Raw genomic sequence first — 21773 nt, forward strand, 5'->3', positions numbered from 1 at the left:
TCGCACAACCCGGCCACGCCCCAGGGCGCCGACTTAGGCTAGCATCGGCATTCGGGGGACGCGCGGCGGCGCGCCCGCACCGCCGCCCACTTCCGCAGGTGAACGCCATGGACACTCTGATTTCGGCACTGGAACTGCAGACGCTGTTCGACGCCCTGCCGGACGTGGTGTTCTTCGTGAAGGACCGCGACGGCCGCTACACCCACGTCAACCTGACCCTGGTGCGGCGGCTGGGCAAGAAGTACCGCGCCGACCTGATCGGCAAGTCGGCCGCGGACGTGTTCCCGCTGCCGCTGGGCGGCAGCTACCTGATGCAGGACCGGCGCGTGCTGTGCGGCGAGGTGATCGAGAACCAGCTCGAAGTCCACTTGTTCCCGAACCGCACCCCCGGCTGGTGCCTGACCTTCAAGCGCCCGCTGTGCGAGGGCGAGGAGGTGATCGGCGTGGTCGGCATCTCCCGCGACCTGGGCCAGCCGGACAGCCGCCATTCCGCCTACGAGCGCATCAGCCGCGCCATGGAACACATGCAGGCGCACTACGGCGACAACCTGCGCGTGCAGACCCTGGCCGATCTGGCCGAGCTGTCGGTGGCGCAACTGGAGCGGCACTTCCGCCGCGTGTTCCAGCTGACTCCGCAGCAACTGCTGACCAAGATGCGCATCGAAGCGGCGATGCGCCTGCTGCACGGCGACGACAGCATCGCCAGCATCGGCCAGTTTTGCGGCTTCGCCGACCAGAGCGCCTTCGCCCGCCAGTTCAAGGCCACCGTGGGCATGACCCCGCGCGATTACCGGTCGATGAAGGGCAAGCTGTGAAGAGCTGGGAATGGGGAATGGGGAATCGGGATTGGTTTTTTGGCTGAATGCGGGCGTTGGGATCGCGACCCTGTTGAGGCTGTCGCAGGAGCAGTTTCGACTCCCCAGGAACACCCGCGCCCACAGTGACAAGCCCCTCTCCCTGCGGGAGAGGGGTTGGGGTGAGGGTGCGGCGGAGCCATTACGTCGAAAAACCATGGCAATTCCGCAACTGCACCCTGCGACTGTGCTTCAGTGGGCACCCGCCTGTCGCGGCTGATCCCGCAAAGGGCCAGGACCCGCGCCTGGCGCGACACACGCAGTCGCGACGCCCGAAGCCCAATTTGCCAACCATCCCAGCCCGCCCCCACTGCACCGGCCGCTCAGGTCGCAAGTGGTAGCATTCTTCGTTTCCGGTCCACGCGTCATCCATGGTCAGCCTATTCCGCCGCAACAAGCCCCAGGACAACGCCGGCGAGAGCCGCACGCAGCGCTACAGCATCGAGGAACTGGCCGCCGCCTTCCCCAAGCCGGCAAGCGCCGAACCCGCTGCGCCTGCGCCGTCGGCGCCGCCCATCGCTGAGACAGCGCCTGCCGCTCCCGTACCCGCCACCACCCCGGAACCGACGCCCGCGCCGGTCGCCGAACGCAACGTGCAGGCGCCCGCCCCGGTCGCGGTCCTGCAGCCGCAACCCGCGCCGCTGCCGCCCACAGCGCCCGCGCCCCCGCCGCAGTCCTATGTGCCGACGCCGGCCGCTGCGCCGGCGCCGAGCGTGCCGCAGCCGACGCCCGCCCCTGCACAGCCGCCCGTCGCGGTGTCCGTGACCTCGCCGGTTACTGCGTCCACCGACGCCGACCTGGTGCGCAGCGACGCGCTGCCTGCCGCCCCGGCCGGCAAGCCAGGTTGGCGCGAGCGGCTGCGCAACAGCAGCTTCGCGCGCAGCGTCGGCAGCCTGTTCTCGCGCAATCCCAAGCTCGACGACGACCTGCTTGACGAGATCGAGACCGCGCTGATCACCGCCGACGTCGGCATCCCCGCCACCACCGCGCTGATCGAGAGCCTGCGCAAGCGCATGAAGGCGCGCGAGTTCGCCGACGCCAGGGCGCTGCAGCAGGCGCTGCGCGCCGACCTGCTGGCGATCCTGCAGCCGGTGGCCAGGCCGCTGCAGATCGACCGCAACGCCAAGCCCTTCGTGGTGCTGACCGTCGGCGTCAACGGCGTCGGCAAGACCACCACCATCGGCAAGCTGGCCAAGCGTTTCAAGGACGAGGGCCACAGCCTGATGCTGGCCGCCGGCGACACCTTCCGCGCCGCCGCGGTGGCGCAGCTGCAGGCCTGGGGCGAGCGCAACGGCGTGACCGTGATCGCGCAGGGCCAGAACGCCGACGCCGCCTCGGTGGCCTTCGACGCGCTGCAGGCCGGCAAGGCGCGCGGCACCGAGGTGCTGATCGCCGACACCGCCGGCCGCCTGCACACCCAGACCGGGCTGATGAACGAACTGGGCAAGATCCGCCGCGTGCTCGGCAAGCTCGACCCCAGCGCGCCGCACGAGGTGCTGATGGTCATCGACGGCACCACCGGCCAGAACGCGCTGTCGCAGCTGCGCCAGTTCCACGCCGCGGTCGGCGTCACCGGTCTGGTGGTGACCAAGCTCGACGGCACCGCCAAGGGCGGCGTGGTGTTCGCCCTGGCCCGCGAATTCGGCATCCCGATCCGCTTCGCCGGCATCGGCGAGCGCCCCGAAGACCTGCGCGTGTTCGACGCCGAAGCCTTCGTCGACGCGTTGCTGCCCGACGCCTTGGGTGCGTGAGATTGAGCCCCTCTCCCTCCGGGAGAGGGGTTGGGGTGAGGGTGCGGCGGAGCCAACCATGCAGGCGCTGGCGCTACTCAAACCGCACTAGGCTTCGCCCGTACCCTCATCCGGCCCTTTGGGCCACCTTCTCCCGAGGGGAGAAGGAACTTCGACGCCAGCATGCGCCAGCCACCCGACACCTTCCCTACCCGCCTGCTCGCCTGGTTCGACCGCAACGGGCGGCATGACCTGCCCTGGCAGCATCCGCGCAGTCCGTACCGGGTGTGGCTGTCGGAGATCATGCTGCAGCAGACCCAGGTGGCGGTGGTCATCCCCTATTTCCTGCGCTTCCTGCAGCACTTCCCGACCCTGCCGGCACTGGCCGCCGCCGACAACGACGCGGTGATGGCGCAATGGGCCGGGCTCGGCTACTACGCTCGCGCGCGCAACCTGCACGCCGCCGCCAAGCGCTGCGTGGAACTGCACGGCGGCGAGCTGCCGCGCGATTTCGAGGCCCTGCATGCGCTGCCCGGCATCGGCCGCAGCACCGCCGGCGCGATCCTCAGCCAGGCCTGGAACGACCGCTTCCCGATCCTCGACGGCAACGTCAAGCGCGTGCTGACCCGCTACCACGGCATCGCCGGCTATCCCGGCCTGCCGGCGGTGGAAAAGCCGCTGTGGGCGCTCGCGCACGACCACGTGGCCGCCGTGCCGGACGGGCGCATGGCCGACTACACGCAGGCGCAGATGGATTTCGGCGCCACCCTGTGCACCCGCGCCAACCCGGCCTGCGTGCTGTGCCCGCTGCAGGACGACTGCGTGGCGCGCCGCGACGGCCTGGTCGAAGCGCTGCCCACGCCCAAGCCGGGCAAGACCCTGCCCGAGCGCGAGGCGCTGGCGCTGTTGCTGGAGAACGCCGCCGGCGAATTGCTGCTGCAGCGGCGACCGCCGACCGGCATCTGGGCCTCGCTGTGGACCCTGCCGCAGGCCGAGACCGACAGCGAGCTGCGCGCCTGGTACGCGCGCTGGATGCGCGGGCGCGCCTACGACGACGCCGAAGCGCTGCCGCCGATCGTGCACACCTTCAGCCATTACCGCCTGCACCTGCAGCCACTGCGCCTGCGCAAGGTCGCCATGGGCGATGCGCTGGGCGACAATGACGACCTGCGCTGGGTGGCGCGCGCCGACCTGTCGACGCTGGGCCTGCCCGCACCGATCCGCAAACTGCTCGACGGCCTCTAGCGCGCCAGCGCGCGCGGCCGCACGCACCGCCAGGAATTGTTGCCATGTCCCGCACCGTCTTCTGCCAGTACCAGCAACGCGACGCCGAAGGGCTCGATTACGTGCCCTATCCTGGCGAGCTCGGCAAGCGCGTGTTCGCGCACATCGGCAAGGCCGGCTGGCAGGCCTGGCTGGCGCACCAGACCATGCTGATCAATGAGAACCGGCTGTCGCCGCGCGATCCCAAGCACCGCGCGTTCCTGGAAGCGGAACTGGAGAAGTTCCTGTTCCAGGGCGGCGCCGACAAGCCCGACGGCTACGTGGCGCCCGACCAGGCCTCCTGAGCACCACCGCGTCGTCGCGTCACTCCCACGCACCGACGCTCAGACACTGCCAAGCGCCTGCGTTCGTCGCACCTCACCCGACCTCCAGGAGCGGCTTCAGCCGCGACACGGCCTTACCGGTAATACCCGTCGCGGCTGAAGCGTGCGCCCCGGGGCCATAAGGGCGTGCCGCACAGCACCTTGCAGTGCACCTAACGCAACAGGCTGCACCAGCAAGCGACAGCGCGACATCACACTAGCCGCACCACCGCGCGCGCCGCCTCGCGAATCCCGAATCCCGGCACTGCGTCAGCTCCCAGGCGCCTGCTGCGCCCGTTCCTGCACCTTGGCCTCGCGCAGTTCCTTCTCCGAGGTGCGCAGCGCCTTGACGTCGAGCGGGCGGATGCTGTCGATGCGGCACGGCAGGCGAATCGCGGCGGGGCCGCCGCCGAGCACCAGCACATCGTCGAACTTCGCCGAGACCTGGCTGCCGAAATGGGTGATGGCGATGCTGGGGGCGAAATCCAGGTCCTGGCAGGTGCCGGCGAATTCCAGCAGATAGGCCTGGTTCGGGCGCGTCCACACCGCCAGCGCGCTGTCGCCGAGTGCGGTCCAGCCGCTGAGCCGGTTGAAGTACTGGAAGTCGCGCACCGGCGCACCGGCGTGGGCGCGGTACAGGGTCAGACGCTCGTCGTCGCTGAGCCGGTTGGTGGCGCAGCCGGCCAGCACGGCCGTGGCGACGAGGGAGGACAGCAGCAGGCGTTTCATGGCAGTGCTCCCGATGGTGTGGAGCGCATCATGCGCCCGCCGCCGTGCACGCGAGCGTGGATAAGCGCGCGGCGTTCAGCGACAAGGCAGCCAACGCGTGCAACGGCGGCAGCGCTTACTGCGAAGCACCACGCGCGGACTCGCAGAAGCGCTGCCGGTACTCCAGCGCCTTGGGCATCAGCGCCTGGAGGTTCTGGATGCGGGTGCCCGGATTGGGATGGGTGGAGGCGAACTCCGGCGGCGCCTGGCCGCCACTGCTGGCGCTCATCCGCTCCCACAGCGGCACCGCCTCGCGCGGGTCGAAACAGGCCGCCGCGGCCAGCATCAGGCCCACTTCGTCGGCCTGGGTCTCGTGGCTGCGCGCGTACGGCAGCAGGTAGCCATAGCCCATCGCCGCCATCGCCATCTGCTGCTGTTGCGGATCCAGGCCGCCGGCGGCGCCGGCCATCTGCCCGATCTGGGTCAGCTTCTGCTGGGCCATGCGCTGCGCGCCATGCCGCAGCAGCGCATGCGCGATCTCGTGACCCATCACCACCGCCATCGCGTCGGCGTTCTTGGCCACCGGCAGCAGCCCGGTGTAGACCGCCATCTTGCCGCCGGGCAGGCAGAACGCATTGGCCTGGTCGGACTCGATCACGTTGACGTCCCAGTCGAAGCCGCGCGCGTAATGCTTGGCCTGCATGCCGTGCTCGGCGGCCAGCGCGTCCTCGACCACGTCGACCTTGGCGATCAGCCGCTGCGCGATCGCACGCACCTGCTGCGCCACCTGCGACTGCGGATCGACCGGATGTTCCTGCGCCAGGATCTCCTGGTACGCCTGCAGACCCAGCGCCTTCTCGTCCTCCACATTCAACGAGCGGTCGATCAGCACCTGTTCGCCGGTGTACGGATCCTCGCTGCGGTTGGAGAACCAGTAAAACCCGGCATACACGGCAAAGCCCAGCAGTACCAGCCAGCGCACCCCGCCCAGCGGTCCACGGCGGCCGCCGCCCGGTTCGCCGCCCTGGCGGCCGAAGACTTGGTTCATCGCACTCCCCCTCGCTGACTGGTGAGGCAATCTAGCGCCGGCACCGGCGCGGCGGCGTCAAATGCCGCGCACAAGGCGGAAGCCGACGCGTGCGCTGGTGCTGTCCGAATCCTGCATCAGCCGCCACGCCGCGCGGGTCTGCTCCGGCGCATTGGCCCAGTTGCCGCCGCGCACCACCCGCGAGCGGCAGCCCGGGTTGTACCAGGCCGCGCCGTCGGCCGGCGCGCGGCGATAGCTGGCGTGCCAGCAGTCGGCGACCCACTCGCTGAGGTTGCCGGCCATGTCGTGCAGACCCCAGGCGTTGGCGGAAAAATTGGCCACCGGGGCCGGGCCCCAGAAGCCGTCGGTGTAGCCGACGAAGGCATTGCGCCAGTGCCGCCCGCTGGGCGAGACGTCGCCGCCGCCGGTGAAGTTGCCGCTGCCGCGCGGCGGCGTGCCGGCGTTGCCCCAGGGATAGCGGCCGCGGCCGCCGGCGCGCAGGGCGTATTCGAACTCGGCCTCGCTGGGCAGCCGGTAATGCCGCCCGGTCTGCTGCGACAGCCAGGCCGCATAGGCCTCGGCGTCGCGCACGCTGACGTGCATCACCGGGCTGTTCGGCGCCGCCCGCGCGCCCTGGTAATCGGACTGCCAGTCAACGCCGTTGCGGCGCACGAAGTTGCCGCTGCGCTCGTCGTAGACGGTGGAGTGGCCGCGGCGGGTGGCGCGCGGACGCGCATTGGTCGCCTCCACGAAACGGCGGAACTCGGCCACGGTGACCTCGGTGATCGACATGGCGAAACCGCGGTCGAAGCGCACGTAGTGCTGCGGCATCTCCGCCGGCGAGGCGCCGGGTTCGGTCTCGGCCGCGCCCATGCGGAAGCCGCCGTGCGGCACCACGATCATCTGCGGGCCGCGCCCGCCGTCGTGCATGCCGTCGGTGAACACCTGGCCGGGGCGGAAGCTGCCGTAGTGGGTGGCCAGGTCGATGCGTTCGCGCAGCATCGCCGCCACCGGGTCGCCGGGATCGGCGATGCGCAGCACGTCGCCAAGGCGCTCGCGCGCCGACTTCAATCCGGCCGGGGTGGCCAGATCGCGCAGGCCGGCATCGCGCAAGGCGGCGATGCGCGCCACCCGCACCTGCTCCACGCGCTCGCGCGCGTCGTGCACCGTGGGCGCGTCCTCGCGCACCCGCGCCGCGCGCGCCAGCCAACTGCCGGCGGCGGCGAAATCCGAGGCCGCCGCGGCCGTCTCGGCGCGACGGATCAGCGCGCTTTCCACCGCCGCCACGCCCTGCCGCGCGCGCGCATCGTCCGCATCCAGCAGCAACGCCTCGCGGAAATTGGCCAGGGCGCCGTTGCCGTCCTCGCCCAGGCGGCCGCCGCGCAGGTCGTCCTCGCCGGCGCGGTTGTAGGCCAGCACCCGCGAGGCGGTCTCCACCCGCTGCTGCAGGCGCCGCACCGCCGGGTCATCGGCATCCAGCCACAGCGCCACCATCGCGATGCGCGCGGCCTGCTCGAGCGTGCGTTCGGAAAGATCCGGATCGCCCAGCGCCTGCGCGCCGAGTTGCAACAGGCGCCGCCGCGCCTTGCGCAGGCCGTCCTGGGCAACGCGATCGTTCGGCGCCAGGCTGCGGATCGCCAGGTACAGCGGAATCGCCGACTGCGCATCCTCGAACAGGCGATCTTCGGCCAGCGCGCGCGCCGCCTGGCGCCGCGCCTGCGGCAGGCCGCTGCGCGTCAGGGTCGGCAACGGCGGCTGCCAGCGCGCCACGGTCTCGGCCGCATCCTCGCCGCCGATGGTCACGCTGGGCGCCTGCACCGGCTTGGCCGGCGCCGACTGCGCCGTAGCGGTGGCAGCGGCAGCGGCGGTCGCAGGCGCGGTCTCGGCGGCCGGCGCCGACGGCTGCCGCGCACAGCCGACCAGCGCTGCCGCAAGCATGCTCCAGACCATCACAACGCCGCTGCTGCGCACTTTTCCTCCGAACCATGGACCTTGCGACGCCATCCCGTCCGGCGCGCCGTGCGGCCGGCGGAGCGACGTTAGGCTATTCTCGCCTGCCTGAGCAAACCCTGCAGTCAACGGAAATCACGTGCCTTACTGGATCAAGCAACCTGCCGAGCTGAGCGAACGGCTGGCGCAGCGACCGGCCCGCATCGGCCTGGATACCGAATTCGTCCGCGAACGCACCTATTGGCCGCAACTGGCGCTAGTGCAGATGGCCGTAGGCGATGAAATCCTGCTGATCGACCCGCTGATCCCGGGCATGCCGCAGGCGCTGGCGCCGTGGCTGAGCGACCCGGACATCCTCAAGATCATGCACAGCGCCAGCGAAGACCTGGTCGCCTTCAAGTGCGCCTGCGGCACCCTGCCGCGGCCGCTGTTCGACACCCAGATCGCCGCCGGCCTGGCCGGGCTCGGCGCCGGCATGGGCTACCAGAAGCTGGTGCTGGAGATCACCGGCGTGCACCTGGCCAAGGGCGAGACCCGCTCGGACTGGCTGCGCCGCCCGCTGTCGCCGGCGCAGCTGGAGTACGCCGCCGACGACGTGCGCTATCTGTTCGCGCTGCACGACAACCTGCAGGCGCGGTTGCAGACCCTGGAGCGCGGCGACTGGCTGCACGAGGACGGCGAACGCCTGCTCGGCACCGTCGAGCACGACGACGGCGAACGCTGGCCGCACCTGGGCATGCGCTCGGCGCAGTTCATGGACCGCCCCGCGCAACTGCGCCTGCTGCGCCTGTTGCGCTGGCGCGACGCGCAGGCGCGGCACAACGACAAACCGCGCAGCTGGATCCTGGACAACGAACTGGCCGCCACCCTGGCGCGCTTCCCGCCGCAGGACCAACCGGCCATGCTGGCGCTGTTCGACAAACACCCCAAGGCGCCGCGCAAGCTCAGCGATGCGGTGTGGCAGGCGCTGACCACGCCGCTGGCCGACGAAGCCGACGCCCCGCAGGCGCTGGCCGCCAGCGACGACAACAAGGCCGCGCTGAAGCGGCTGCAGGACGCGGTGGCCGCGCGCAGCGCCGAACTCGGCCTGCCCGACGGCCTGCTCGCCTCGCGCAAGCACCTGGAAGCCCTGCTGGAAAGCGCGCAATGGCCAGCACCGCTGGCGGGCTGGCGCCGGCGCGAACTGGAACCGCGGCTGCAGCCGCTGCTGGCGGCCACACGCTGAGCGGGCGCGGCCGGGCCGATCGCGCCGCCCCGTCCGCGCAGCGCGATCGGGTCAACGATCGGGCATAAAAAAAGGCCAGGAATTCCTGGCCTTTTTCGTTCGCTCAGTACTTGAAGAGCGGGAACTTCAGATCCGGGTGGCGCGCCTTCCATTCGTTGTAGGCGGCGGTGCCTTCCCAGGCGGCGAACGCCTTCGGCGTGCGACCGCGGCCGGACCAGGTTTCGCCGGTGTGCGGCAACTGGTACTTCGGCTTGACCTCGCTGCGGCCGCCGGCGGACTTGCTGCTGGCCGGCTTGGGCGCCGCGCTGGTCACGTAGGCGGCGATCTCGTTGCGCTGCTTGGCGCTGAAGAACTCGGCGAACTGCTCCAGCAGCGACAGCACGTTGGCGTGCGCCGCATTGGTTTCGCCCTCGCGCGCCTGCCGCTCCTGCTCTTCCAGCTTGCGCATTTCTTCCTGCAGCTTGGCCTTGGCTTCGGCGATCTGTTGCAAGTTGCGAACTTCCGTCATGTGTAAAAGACCTGTCTTTAGGTAAAAAGGTATGAGGCGGACGGTATATTTCGTCCGGAACGAAATCACCGCGGGGGATTTCGGCCGTCGAGTATATCGACTCCATGCGCGCGCTGTAGACAAAAGGCGAACACGTTTTCCGGCCCGACCGGTCCCCTGCCCCGGCGCCGCCGATGTTGCACTGCCCCCTTGGCACGCGGCCCCGTGCCCAGTTACACTACGCGTCTGATGTGGGGCGGTAGCTCAGCTGGGAGAGCGTCGCGTTCGCAATGCGAAGGTCGAGGGTTCGATCCCCTTCCGCTCCACCATCTTGCCGTCTTCGACGGTGCAAACGAGGTCAGACAGCCACCAGGCTCTCTGGCCTTTTTTGTTGGCCGATCTTGGGATTGGCCGCGCTCGATCGCGCGGGGGGCGCCGTCCGCTGGCGCGTCAGGCAGTCCTTGGCCGTCGTCCTGACGGAACGGGAAGCGGGATGCACTCCGCTCCTTCCCGCCGCATCGCTCAGTCGTGCCCGTCCTGCCCCGGCTCATCCTGGCCGGAACGCGGGCCACGCTCGTGCGCCTCGCGCAGCTTCTGATCTTCCAGGCCCGGCCGCTGCTTGGCGGTGTCGTCCTGGGCACGGTCCTGCCGGCCCTCGTGGATGCCCTGCTGCTTGCCGGACTGGGTGGTCTCGTCGTTTGCCATGGTCTGCACCTCGCTGGGGCGGATGCCCGTTCGCCGCCACCCTAGCGAGGCCGCCGTGATGCATGGATCACGGCCTACCTGACGTCACGCCGCCAGCGCCGGTGCGCCGGCCTCGGCGATGTCGTCGCTGCGCAGCAGCCGCGCGCGGTCCAGCAGGATCACCAGCCGATCCTCCAGCTTGCCCATGCCCTGCAGCAGGTCGCGGCGGATATCGCTGCCGAAGGCCGGCGGCGCCTCGATCTGCTGCGGCGGCAGTTCCAGCACCTCGTTGACCGCATCCACCAGCAGGCCGAAGGACTGCGCGCCGCCGCCCTCGTCGGTGGCGGCGCTGGCGATGACGATGCAACTGCGCCGGGTGACCTCGCTGGGCCCGCGGCCGAGCCGCGACTGCAGGTCCACCACCGGCACCACCGCGCCGCGCAGGTTGATCACCCCGCGCACGCAGGCCGGCATGGTCGGCACCGGGGTGGGCGGACGGTACTCGATGATCTCGTGGATGCCGGCGATGTTGAGCCCGAACAGTTCGCGGTCCAGCTGAAAGGTCAGGAACTGCCAGCCACCCTGCGGCGCGTGCTCGGCCGCGCTCTCGTAGCGATCGTTGTGCATGTTCTTCCCCTTCAGAAGTTGACGAACTGGCCTTCGTCCGGCGCATCCGCCAGCGCGTAGGCCGGCACCGGGCGCGCACGCGGGCGCAGGGCCTTGCCGGCGTTGCGCAGCGGCCGGGTGGCGGCCGGCCTCGGCGCCACCGGCGCGGCACGGCGCGGCGCGGCCAGGTCCTGTTCGCGGCTGAGGCGGAAGAATCCCATCGCCTGCTGCAGCGATTCGGCCTGGGTGCTCATCTGTTCGGCGGTGGCCGCCAGTTGCTCGGAGGCCGCCGCATTCTGCTGTGTGGTCTGGCTGAGCTGGGACACCGCCAGGTTGATCTGGGTGACGCCGGAGGACTGCTCCTGCGAGGCCGAGGCGATTTCCTGCACCAGATCCGAGGTCTTCTTGATGCTGGGCACGATGGTGCCGAGCAGGCTGCCGGCGCGATCGGCCAGGCCCACGCTGCTGGCGGCGACCTCGCCGATCTCCTGCGCCGCCACCTGGCTGCGCTCGGCCAGCTTGCGCACTTCGGCGGCGACCACCGCAAAGCCCTTGCCGTGCTCGCCGGCGCGCGCGGCCTCGATCGCCGCGTTCAGCGCCAGCAGGTTGGTCTGGTAGGCGATGTCGTCGATGATCCCGATCTTCTGCGCGATCTGCTTCATCGCCTGGGTGGACGCCAGCACCGCGTCGCCGCCCTCCACCGCTTCCTTGGCCGCCTGCGCCGACATGCCCTCGGTGACCTTGGCGTTGTCGGTGTTCTGCGCGATGGACGCGGTCATCTGCTCCAGCGAGGCGCTGGTCTCCTCCACGCCGGCGGCCTGCTCGGTGGCAGCCTGGCTCAGCGACTGCGCGGTGGCGCTGACTTCCTCGGAGGAACCGGCCAGCGACTGCGCGCTGGCATTGACCTCGCCCACCACCTCCGCCAGTCGCTCGACCATCGCCTGCAGCGCCACCATCGCGCTGGTGCTGTCGTTGGCGCGGGTCGGCACCTGCACGGTGAGATCGCCGCGCGCGATCCGCGAGGCCACTTCCATCACCGTGCTCGGCTCGCCGCCAAGTTCGCTCATCAGCGACCGCGCGATCAGGAAACCGATCAACGAGGCACACAGCGCCGCGACCAGGCTGCCGACGATCAGGGTCAGGTTGGTGCGCTGCTGCAACTGCTCGGCCTCGGTGGCGCGCGCAGCGAGCAACTCGCTCTCGGCGCGACGCACTTCGGCCATGCGATCGCGCATCGCGTCCATGTAGGCCTTGCCCTTGGAAGCACGCACCGCAGCGGTCAGCGCCTCCATCGTCGCCTGGCCATCGTTGACGTTCTTGCGCAGCGCGATCTGCGGATGCACCGCCTGGCTGAGCCATTGCGCCTGGGTCTGCTTCAGCGCGTTCAGGCGCTCCTGCTGCTTGGGGTTGTCGGCGGTCAGCTCCTGCGCCGTGCGCAGGTGGCTTTCGAAGCTGGCGACGCCGTCGCGGTAGGGCTGCAGGAACGCGTCCTCGCCGGTCAGCGAGAAGCCGCGCGTGCCGGTCTCGATGTTGATCAGGCTGCTGAGCGCGGCATCGACTTCGGCGATCACCTTGTAGGTGTGGGTGTTCCAGTAATTGGCCTGCGACAACGCGGACACGTTGAAGTAGGCCACGCCGGCCAGGGCCAGCAGGATGCACAGGACCACGGCGAAGCCGCCGTAGAGCTTGGTTGCGATTTTGAGATTCTTCAGCACGGCACTCTCCCGACAATGGGCAGTTGTGACAACGACAGCGACACGGAACTGGCGGCGCGGCAGGCGCCGCCAGGGAATGGATCAGGCGCGGCCCAGCAGCGCTTCGCTGCGGTCGCGATTGCCTGCAACGGAACGGCGCGCGGCGACGGATGGCGCACGCGGCGCCCAGCGCGAGCCAGCCGCACGCAGCGGCGCCACCGCCTCGCCGTCGTCCAGCGCGTGCGTGGCGCGGCGCGTGCCGGCGGACAACTGGAAGAACGCCATGCTGTCCTGCAACTGCACGGCCTGCGTGCTCATCGATTCGGCGGTGGCCGCCAGCTCTTCGGAGGCGGTCGCGTTCTGCTGGGTGATCTGACTCAGCTGCACCACCGCCGCATTGATCTGGGCGACGCCGGACGATTGTTCCTGCGAGGCGGCAGCGATCTCCTGCACCAGGTCCGAGGTCTTCTTGATGCTGGGCACGATGGTCTCCAGCAGATGACCGGCCTTCTCCGCCAGTTCCACGCTGGAGCCGGCGACCTCGCCGATCTCCTGCGCCGCCACCTGGCTGCGCTCGGCCAGCTTGCGCACTTCGGCGGCGACCACCGCAAAGCCCTTGCCGTGCTCGCCGGCGCGCGCGGCCTCGATCGCCGCGTTCAGCGCCAGCAGGTTGGTCTGGTAGGCGATGTCGTCGATGATCCCGATCTTCTGCGCGATCTGCTTCATCGCCGCCACCGTGGCCACTACCGCCTCGCCGCCCTCCAGGGTTTCCCGCGCCGCCTGCGCGGCCATGCCGTCGGTGATCCTGGCGTTGTCGGTGTTCTGCGCGATCGAGGCAGTCATCTGCTCCAGCGAGGCGCTGGTCTCTTCCACACCGGCGGCCTGCTCGGTGGAAGCCTGGCTCAAGGATTGCGCAGTGGCGCTGACTTCTTCCGACGCACCCGCCAGGCTCTGCGCACTGGCGTTGACCTCGCCGACCACCTGCTGCAACTTCTCGACCATGCGCTGCATCGCCAGCAGCAATTGCCCGGTCTCGTCCCTGCCGCGGACCTCGATCTGCATGCTCAGGTCGCCCTCGGACAGCGCATTGGCCACCTTGACCGCCTTGTCGATCGGCCGGGTCACGCTGCGGCTGATGCAGCAGCCCAGGCCGACCCCGAGCAACACGCCGCCGATCACGATGGCCAGCATGGTGCGGGTGCTGCTGGCATAGATCGCGTCGGTGGCGTCGTTGGCACGCGCCGCGTTGGCTTCCTTGGTTTCGCTGAGTTCGGACATCAGCGCATCCAGTTCGTCGGAGCTGCTGCGCACGCCCTTCGACAGGTCCGCCAGCTGCGCATTGCCCTGCGGCAGCGGCTCGCGCATCACCGAGTCGACGAACTGGCCGCGCCGCTCCAGGTAGGTCTTCCACACCTGGTCGAAGCGGGCCAGCTTGGCCAGCGTGGCCGGGTCGTCGAACGAGGTCCTGGCCTTGTCCATGTGCTCGACCACCTTGGCGGTGTACTTGTCGAGACTGGCGATGTGCTTGGCGCGATCCTCCGCCGTACTGGCCAACTGCAGGTTGGCGCGCGACCGGCCGGCGTTGATCAGATTGATGTTGGCCTCTTTCAGGTGCGACAGGCCGAGCAGCTCGCGCTCGTACAGCACCGTGGCGTAGTCGTTGATCCGGCCCGAGTTGCGGATGCCGACCCAGCCGATGCACGCGCCGATCGCCGCCACGATCAGGAACGCCGCCGTCAGCCTGACTCCGATTTTCATATTGCCCAACATGGTGTACCCCGATTCTTTGTGTGCGTCCGGTTGCGCAAGTGAGCGCCTCCAGCCGTCTTCCGCAACGCCTCGCGGAGTGGACACACTCGCTCTGAGGAGAGCGAGGACGCTGCGCCGCAACGTCTGTGCGTGAGGGCTATCGGCGTCATCGACAGCGCCTTTAAATCGCGTGAAAACTGCGGAATTCCGCATAGCGCAAGCGCTGCGGCGACGTTGCATGAATGCGCAACGGGCATTGCGGCGCAGCACTCGACGCGTGTGAAGAAGGCGCCTGGCCATCTGCGGCGCGGATGCCGCAGTTGTTCTGCAACGGCAGATGACCCCGGTTTTGCACCGAAGGCGAAGTGGGATACCAACCCCTCTAATTTGTAGACAGAATGTGAAAGCGGCGCCGATATGCCCGCCCTCGCAGTGCGCGAGCGCATGCATGGCGCCGCGTCTTCACACCATCGGCAGCGCCGCGACCGTGCGTCGTTCCGCCGCGGTGGCTCCGCGCAACAAGCGCTGCGCGCGCACGCGTTCCTCGGCATCGAGCTCCTGCAGCGCCTCGAAACGCTCGCCGACCCAGCTCGCCATCGGCACGCCGTCGCGGTACAGCACGCGCGCGCCCGCCACGCGTGGCAGCCGCGTGCCCGGGAGCACGCTGCCGAGCAGATTGGCCGGATCGGCGGCGGCCACGCACACCCAGGTGCCGTCGCCAGGCTGGCGGCGCAGTTGCCGCAGCAGACCGATCGCCTCCGGCAGGGCGAACTGTTCGCCGGACAGGCCATCGATGAAGCGCCCGCCGCGGATCTCGCCACGCGCCTCCAGGCGCTGGTAGACCCGCAACAGCTCGCGCCACGGCGGCAGCCATGCCGCCTCGCGCTCGAGCAGGCGCCAGCAGACCACGCCGTAGCGGCGCAGCAGCGTCAGCGCGACGTGCTCGACCGCCTCGCTGCGCGCGGCCGGGTCGTCGGCCTCGGCGCCGGCCCGCAACAGCGCCCAGCGCCCGGCATCCTGGATGCCGCCGTACAGCGCCATGCGCGGCCGCCGCCGCGACAGCGCCGACGGGCGCTTCGATGCCGGCACCAGCAAGGCGCGCAGGCCGGCGTAGCTGTCGCAATGGACCCGACCGGCGGCGACCAGCTCGGCCAGCGCCACCTCCAGTTCGGTGGAGAGCAGGCGGGTGGCCGCGGCGATCTCGTCGAAGAACGAGGCGCCATGCGCCGCGAGATGGTCGGCGACCTTGTGCGCGCGCGAGCCGAGCGCATCGGCCTCCGGCGCTGGCGACAGCCGCGACCACTGCCCGGCGCTGCGCCGCGGCAGCAGCAGGATCGGCGTGCTGCGCAGCGTCGGCGCGGCGCCGCCGGCGCCGGGGCGCAACCGCGTCCACAGCGTGCGGCCGGCACTGCAGGCCTCGTCCAGCCAGGCCGGGCGGTAGTCGCGCACCCGCGCCGGCAACAGTTCCGCCTCCCACAGCGGCGCCGCGGCCTCCACGCCCTCCAGTTGCGCCAGTACCGCGGCCAGCGCTCCGGCGCCCTCCACCTGGCCCTGTGCGTCCAGATGCTGCCAACGGAACAGGAAGCGCGCGTAGTCGCGCGGCGCCACCGGCTCGATCTCGCGGCGCAGGCGGCCAAGGGTGTAGCGGTGGATGCGTGCCAGCAGGTGCCGCTCGCACCACTCCTCGGCATCGGCGTCGGCACTGAACCGACCACCGAGCACATAGCCGTCCTGCTGCAGCGCGAGCAGCCCGGCCTGCACCTCGCGCAGCGGCAGGTGCAGCGGCGCGGCCAGCGTGGCCGCAGTGACCGGCCCCAGGCCTGCCAGCCGGCAGCGCAGCAACTCGCGCAGCGCGCTCTCGCGGTCCCAGTCGGCCACCGCGTAGCCCTCGGGACTGGCGATGGCCGGCCGCGCGCTGGCCTGCGGGTACAGCGGCGCCACCGCCGCCTGCGCTTCGGCCGTCACCCACAACGCCGCCGCGGCGCCGTCGACGCCGTGCAGGCAGGTTGCGCGCGCGTCGGCAGCCAGTTCATCCAACCACTGCCGCCACTGCGGCTGCGCGGCGGCCTCGTCCACGCTCACCACCCCGAGCGTGAGCAGCGCCTCGTGCATCTCGTCGCGGCTGCGCGGCTGCGGCCAGGCCTCCTCGCGCACCGCGGCGATCGCCTGCGGGTCCAACTGGCCGAGCTCGTCGGCGCTGTGCGGATCCTGGTAGCGGCGACTGTGCACCGCCTGGGTCCGCCGCTCTTCCAGCGGCGCGTCGTCGAGGAAGGCATAGGGCCGCGCGTCGAGCGCCTCGGCCGCCAGCGGCGAGGGCGCGGTCAGTTCGCGCGCCAGCACGCGCACCTCGCCGGCCTCGATGCCGCGCAGCAGCTGCAGCCAGCCATCGCTGTCCATCGCCTCGTCCAGGCAGTCGCGCAGGGTCTGCGCCACCAGCGGGTGCTCGGGAATCTCGCGCTCGCCGACCAGGTTCTCCGCACAGGCCACCTGGTCGGGAAACACCGTGGCCAGCAGATCCTCGGACTTCATCCGCTGCAGTTGCGGCGCGACCTTGCGCCCGCCGGTGAAGCGCGGCAGCGCCAGCGCGTTGGTGGCGTTCCAGCGCCAGCGCACGCCGAACAGCGGCGCGTCCAGCAGCGCCTGTACCAGCACGTCCAGCGCAGACGCGGCGCGCAGATAGCGCGCCACCTCGTCCAGGGCGAAGCTGTGCCGGGTCGACAGCGACAGCACGATCGCGTCCTCGGTCGCGGCCGCCTGCAACTCGAAATTGAAGGTACGGCAGAAGCGCTTGCGCAGGGCCAGGCCCCAGGCGCGGTTGATGCGGCTGCCATAGACGCTGTGGATCACCAGTTGGGTGCCGCCGGTGGCATCGAAGAAGCGTTCCAGCACGATGCATTGCTGGGTCGGCAAGGCGCCCAGCGCCGCATGCGCGCGGCCCAGATAATCGACGATCTGCTGCGCGGCGGCGGCGTCCAGTGCCAGCGGGCCGCACAGCCACTGCAGCGCCTGCGCCGCGCCGCCCTGCTCCAGCGCCTGCGCGACTTCGGCCCGCAGCCGCGACACGCCCAGCGACAACGCATCGCTGCGCCCGGGCGCCTCACCGATCCAGAACGGGATGTTGGGCGGTGCGCCGCGCGCGTCCTCCACCCGCACCCGCCCCGCTTCCACGCGCAGGATGCGGTAGCTGGCGTTGCCGAGCTGGAACACGTCGCCGCCCAGGCTCTCCACCGCGAAATCCTCGTTGACCGTGCCGATGGTCTGCGCCTGCGGCTCCAGCACCACGCTGTAGTCGCCGGTCTCGGGGATGGTGCCGCCGGAGGTGAGCGCCGCCATCCGCGCACCGCGGCGCTGGCGCACGCGGCGATGCACCGCATCGCGATGCAGGTAGCCGGCGCGCGGCCCCAGCCGCGTGCTGAAGCCTTCGCTGAGCATGCGCAGCACCGCGTCGAACTGCGCGCGCGGCAACGCCGCATACGGCCAGGCGCCACGCACCAGCGCGTACAGCGCGTCTTCCTCCCACTCCTGGCAGGCCACCTCGGCGACGAGCTGCTGGGCGAGCACGTCCAGCGGCGCATCGAGCATGCGCAGCGCATCCAGTTCGCCGCGGCGCACGCAATCCAGCAAGGCCGCGCACTCGACCAGGTCGTCGCGCGACTGCGGAAACAAGCGCGCCTTCGGCGTGCCGCCCACCGCGTGCCCGGAGCGGCCGGCGCGCTGCAGGAACGCGGCGATCGAACGCGGCGAGCCGAGCTGGCAGACCAGGTCGACGTCGCCGATGTCCAGGCCCAGTTCCAGCGAGGCGGTGGCCACCAGCACCTGCAGCTCGCCGGCCTTGAGCCGACGCTCGGCGAGCAGCCGGGTCTCGCGCGCCAGGCTGCCGTGATGCGCCGCCACCGCCTGCGTGCCGAGCAGTTCGCCCAGGTGCCGCGCGGTGCGCTCGGCCATGCGCCGGGTGTTGACGAACACCAGGGTGGTGCGGTGCGCGCGCACCAACTCGGCCAGGCGCGTATACGCCTGCTGCCACTGGTCGGCGGACATGGTCACGCTGAGCGGCGTCGGCGGCACCTCCAGCGCCAGGTCGCAGGCACGCGCATAGCCGATGTCGACGATGGCGCAGTCGGCAACGCCGTCGTGCACCGCGGCGCTGCCGACCAGGAAACGCGCGACCGCCTCGATCGGCTTCTGCGTCGCCGACAGGCCGATGCGCAGCGGCGGCACCTCGCACAGCTGCTGCAGGCGCTGCAGCGACAGCGCCAGATGGCTGCCGCGCTTGTTCGCCGCCAGCGCATGGATCTCGTCGACGATCACCGTGCGCACATGGCGCAGCGTCTCGCGCCCGGACACCGAGCCGAGCAGCACGTACAGCGACTCCGGCGTGGTCACCAGCACATGCGGCGGGCGCCGCCGCGCCTGCGCGCGCTCGCGCTGTGGGGTGTCGCCGGTGCGTACCGCGGTGCGAATGGACACATCCGGCAAACCCAGCGCCGCCAGTTCGGCGCGAATGCCCTGCAGCGGCGCCTCGAGATTGAGCTGGATGTCGTTTGAAAGCGCTTTCAGTGGCGACACGTACAACACCTGGGTACGGTCCTGCAGGCCGCCTTCACGCAGGCCTTCGCGGACCAGCGCATCCAGCGCAGCCAAAAATGCCGTCAGGGTCTTGCCCGAGCCGGTCGGCGCGGCGACCAGCGTATGCCGTCCGGCCTGGATCGCCGGCCACGCGGCCGCCTGCGCCGGCGTGGGCGCCGCGAAACGTTGCTCGAACCAGCGTGCAACGGCGGGATGGAAGCGCGCCTGCGCCAACGACATGCGATCTCCTGGTGTCAGCGTCGCAACCAACCTGGGGCGCGCCGACGATGCCGACTGTGCGGATTGTCCAGCTGGATGTCTTGCGCCATTTTCTCGGCAATGAAAATGGTGACGTTATCCAGGCAATCAAGCGCAACCTCGCGCGACCCCTGTTTTTAGGGGGTTTTCCATTAAGCGTTCATCGAACGACATAATGTCTACCACTCGCTCCGCGTAGCGCGGTTATGTTGTCGACGGCGTCACGTATCCCGGCCTAGCGTTTGCGCATCACGCACAAGCTTCGCTTCTGGGAACGGAATGCGGCACGGCAACACCAGCGAACAACGGCATCGCCCATCACGCGCGCGGGACGCTCCACGACCCGCACACGCGATCGCGGCGGCGCGCGTTCGCGCCGCGTCCGCCTCCGTCTCCCTTCGACGTCGAACTGCCGTCGCCTCGCGGCGCGCGGCAGCGATGGCGGCGGCATCCGCCATCGGGTCCTGCACTGTGGGACTGCGCATGCGTTGTACCTCTCCACCGCCATCGCCAAGGAGCATCACCAATGGCACAGAGCAGCCCGTCACTCTCCAGCACCGACCTCAACCAGCGCCGCGGCAGCGACGCGCAACAGTCGCTCGGCGTCGCGCCGAACGTGTTCGAAGGCAACGATCCGGCCGCGATCGCACGCGCGCTCAAGCAGTCGGCCGACCTGCACGCCCGCCGCCGCACCGGTCCGTATCGCTCGGCCATGTCGATGCTGACCTTCTACATCAATCGCGCCGGCGACCAGTTGCCGGCGCAGCGCCGCCAGATCCTGGAGCAGGCCAAGGACGAGTTGCGCAGCCTGTACGGCAAGCCGCGCAAGGGTGGCGCTGGCGACTGAGCACGCACACGCGCGCAGCGTGATGGAGCGATCAGTTCCGCACGCTGCCTGGGCGAAGCGCGCGCCGCGCGATTGCCGTCCTCCGACGCACTGCCACATGATGCGGACATGGCCAAGGCATCCGACATTTCGGACCTCATCCAGCACGCCGCCGCCGCGACCCAGGACGACGCGGCGCTGCTGTCGCGCATCATCCTGGCGCAGGGCGAAATCGCCGCGGCCGGCGGCGATCCGCTGCAGGTGGTCGACGTGGTCACCCGCCGCGCGCAGGAGCTGACCCGCTCCAATGGCGCCGTAGTGGAGATGTGCGACGGCAAGGACATGCTGTACTGGTCGGCCAGCGGCGTCGCCGAGCGCCACCTCGGCCTGCGCCTGCCCAGCAACGGCAGCCTGTCGGGGCTGTGCATGCGGACCGGCGAGGTCTTGCGCTGCGACGATTCGGAAGTCGATCCGCGCGTGGACCGCGCGGCCTGCCGGCGCATCGGTTTGCGCTCGATGCTGGTGGTGCCGCTGCGCTACGGCGACCGCAGCATCGGCGTGCTCAAGGTCCTCGCGCCGCACCCCAACGCCTACAGCGCACAGGACGTGCGCACGCTGGAATTGCTGGCGACCCTGGTCGGCGCGACGCTGGCGCTGGCGATGGACCGCGCCGCACTGCAGACCGACATCGCGCGCCGCCAGGATATGGAGAAACACGCATTTCGCGAGAAGGCGGCGATCGCCACCCGCATCCGCGAAACCATCGCCGAGACGCGCCTGCAGATCGTGACCCAGCCAGTGCTGGCGCTGGCATCGCAACGCATCGTCGGGGTGGAGGCACTGTCGCGCTTTCCGGCCAATCCTGCGCTGCCGCCGCTGCGCTGGTTCGACGATGCCAGCCGGGTCGGGCTGGGCCTGGATCTGGAGCTGGCCGCCGCGCGCAAGGCGCTGGAGCTGCTGGCGCAGTTGCCGGCGCCGCTGTATCTGGCGATCAACGTGTCCGCACCGACGCTGCTACATCCGCAACTGCAGGCGCTGCTGCACGGCCACGACCTGTCGCGGATCGTGCTGGAAATCACCGAACAATTGCAGGCGCCGGACTATCCACGCCTGTCCGAGCACATCGGCCTGCTGCAGCGACAGGGCCTGCGCATCGCCCTGGACGACGCCGGTACCGGTTTCGCCAGCCTGCGCCATCTGCTGCACCTGGCGCCGGACATCATCAAACTGGACCTGACCCTGACCCGCGGCATCGACGCCGAACCGCGCCGGCAGCGGCTGGCGATGGCCATCCTCTCCTTCGCCGCGGAAACCAATGCCGACGTGGTCGTCGAAGGCATCGAGACCGAGAGCGAACTGGCGACGCTGCAGGCGCTGGGCGCGCGCTACGGCCAGGGCTACCAGCTCGCCCACCCCGGACCGCTGTCGGCGCATCTGGCACGCTATCCGGCGATCGAAGACGACAGCAGCGGCTGAGAACGCCCACCGCAGGCGCGGCGCTGGTCCCCGGTTCGGGATCATCCCCCCAGGCATTCCCAAGATCGCCATGCCGGCCTGGTCGCGGCTGAAGCCGCTCCTGCGAAAGCGTGCGCTACGGACGCGCGCCCCCCACCCTCGCCGACCCCGGGCCGCTGTCAGCGCATCTGCAGATGCTCTCCAGCGATCGCTAGCCTCGGCCAAGTCGCGGGCCAAATGCTCCGTCATCCTGTGCAGGAGCGGCGCCAGCCGCGACAGGACGTCACCGTTGACGCCGCGTCGCGCCTGGGCAAACGCCAGGCAAGAAAAAAGCGGGCCGAAGCCCGCTTTTTCCTGGAACGACGCTG

15 protein-coding genes, 1 tRNA gene and 2 pseudogenes are annotated in these 21773 nt (G+C 70.3%); 8 read left to right on the plus strand and 10 right to left on the minus strand.

What is annotated here, in order from left to right; translation table 11 throughout:
• Positions 1-107: 107 nt before the first annotated feature.
• From RAB70_RS16870 to RAB70_RS16885, 4 genes are all read left to right on the plus strand, one after another.
• Positions 108-815 carry an AraC family transcriptional regulator gene (locus RAB70_RS16870; RefSeq protein ID WP_148828937.1) on the plus strand — a complete coding sequence of 236 codons (708 nt, stop codon included), beginning with the start codon at positions 108-110 and terminating at the stop codon, positions 813-815.
• A gap of 410 nt (positions 816-1225) precedes the next feature.
• Positions 1226-2605, plus strand: coding sequence for a signal recognition particle-docking protein FtsY (gene ftsY / locus RAB70_RS16875; RefSeq protein ID WP_148828936.1), 1380 nt, complete (start codon positions 1226-1228; stop codon positions 2603-2605).
• A gap of 162 nt (positions 2606-2767) precedes the next feature.
• Positions 2768-3829, plus strand: a complete 1062-nt coding sequence (mutY, locus tag RAB70_RS16880; protein ID WP_148828935.1) for an A/G-specific adenine glycosylase — start codon at positions 2768-2770, stop codon at positions 3827-3829.
• 44 nt (positions 3830-3873) lie between these two features.
• Positions 3874-4152: an oxidative damage protection protein gene (locus tag RAB70_RS16885; protein WP_017912227.1), complete on the plus strand. Its 279-nt coding sequence runs from the start codon at positions 3874-3876 to the stop codon at positions 4150-4152.
• Between the two features lie 288 nt (positions 4153-4440).
• On the opposite strand, the gene RAB70_RS16890 is transcribed toward RAB70_RS16885, so the two are convergent.
• The 3 genes from RAB70_RS16890 to RAB70_RS16900 all read right to left on the minus strand — a co-directional run bounded on the left by RAB70_RS16890 (position 4441) and on the right by RAB70_RS16900 (position 7843).
• Positions 4441-4899, minus strand: a complete 459-nt coding sequence (locus tag RAB70_RS16890) for a DUF6491 family protein (protein WP_017909671.1) — start codon at positions 4897-4899, stop codon at positions 4441-4443.
• 115 nt (positions 4900-5014) lie between these two features.
• Positions 5015-5926 (minus strand): M48 family metallopeptidase, encoded by a 912-nt coding sequence (locus RAB70_RS16895; RefSeq protein WP_017909672.1) that lies wholly within the window; start codon positions 5924-5926, stop codon positions 5015-5017.
• 57 nt (positions 5927-5983) lie between these two features.
• Positions 5984-7843, minus strand: a complete 1860-nt coding sequence (locus RAB70_RS16900; RefSeq protein WP_148828945.1) for a formylglycine-generating enzyme family protein — start codon at positions 7841-7843, stop codon at positions 5984-5986.
• A 151-nt stretch (positions 7844-7994) separates the two neighbouring features.
• Between RAB70_RS16900 and rnd the strand changes: the two genes are divergently transcribed.
• Positions 7995-9080, plus strand: coding sequence for a ribonuclease D (gene rnd, locus RAB70_RS16905; RefSeq protein ID WP_148828934.1), 1086 nt, complete (start codon positions 7995-7997; stop codon positions 9078-9080).
• A 103-nt stretch (positions 9081-9183) separates the two neighbouring features.
• Here rnd and RAB70_RS16910 read toward each other — a convergent pair whose 3' ends face one another.
• Positions 9184-9588 carry an H-NS family nucleoid-associated regulatory protein gene (locus RAB70_RS16910; protein WP_010344215.1) on the minus strand — a complete coding sequence of 135 codons (405 nt, stop codon included), beginning with the start codon at positions 9586-9588 and terminating at the stop codon, positions 9184-9186.
• A 232-nt stretch (positions 9589-9820) separates the two neighbouring features.
• Between RAB70_RS16910 and RAB70_RS16915 the strand changes: the two genes are divergently transcribed.
• Positions 9821-9896 (plus strand) — tRNA-Ala (locus tag RAB70_RS16915).
• 193 nt (positions 9897-10089) lie between these two features.
• Here the strand turns inward: RAB70_RS16915 and RAB70_RS16920 are convergent.
• From RAB70_RS16920 to RAB70_RS16940, 6 genes and pseudogenes are all read right to left on the minus strand, one after another.
• Positions 10090-10272 (minus strand): hypothetical protein, encoded by a 183-nt coding sequence (locus RAB70_RS16920; RefSeq protein WP_017913346.1) that lies wholly within the window; start codon positions 10270-10272, stop codon positions 10090-10092.
• An 84-nt stretch (positions 10273-10356) separates the two neighbouring features.
• Positions 10357-10878, minus strand: a complete 522-nt coding sequence (locus tag RAB70_RS16925) for a chemotaxis protein CheW (protein ID WP_017907720.1) — start codon at positions 10876-10878, stop codon at positions 10357-10359.
• A gap of 11 nt (positions 10879-10889) precedes the next feature.
• Positions 10890-11795, minus strand: a pseudogene (locus RAB70_RS21345) (methyl-accepting chemotaxis protein); the annotation flags it as partial.
• A 294-nt stretch (positions 11796-12089) separates the two neighbouring features.
• Positions 12090-12572, minus strand: a pseudogene (locus RAB70_RS21350) (CHASE3 domain-containing protein); the annotation flags it as partial.
• An 81-nt stretch (positions 12573-12653) separates the two neighbouring features.
• Positions 12654-14321 (minus strand): methyl-accepting chemotaxis protein, encoded by a 1668-nt coding sequence (locus RAB70_RS16935; RefSeq protein WP_148828932.1) that lies wholly within the window; start codon positions 14319-14321, stop codon positions 12654-12656.
• 441 nt (positions 14322-14762) lie between these two features.
• Complete coding sequence (locus RAB70_RS16940; protein ID WP_148828931.1) at positions 14763-19106, minus strand: DEAD/DEAH box helicase; 4344 nt, start codon at positions 19104-19106, stop codon at positions 14763-14765.
• 544 nt (positions 19107-19650) lie between these two features.
• On the opposite strand from RAB70_RS16940, the gene RAB70_RS16945 reads away from it, so the two are divergent.
• The gene (locus RAB70_RS16945) at positions 19651-19971 is read left to right on the plus strand and encodes a DUF3175 domain-containing protein (RefSeq protein WP_017907565.1); all 321 of its coding nucleotides are present in this window, start codon (positions 19651-19653) and stop codon (positions 19969-19971) included.
• 108 nt (positions 19972-20079) lie between these two features.
• The gene (locus tag RAB70_RS16950; RefSeq protein WP_148828930.1) at positions 20080-21426 is read left to right on the plus strand and encodes an EAL domain-containing protein; all 1347 of its coding nucleotides are present in this window, start codon (positions 20080-20082) and stop codon (positions 21424-21426) included.
• Positions 21427-21773: the final 347 nt, after the last annotated feature.

It is taken from the genome of Xanthomonas sontii (assembly GCF_040529055.1).
GTDB lineage: Bacteria > Pseudomonadota > Gammaproteobacteria > Xanthomonadales > Xanthomonadaceae > Xanthomonas_A > Xanthomonas_A sontii.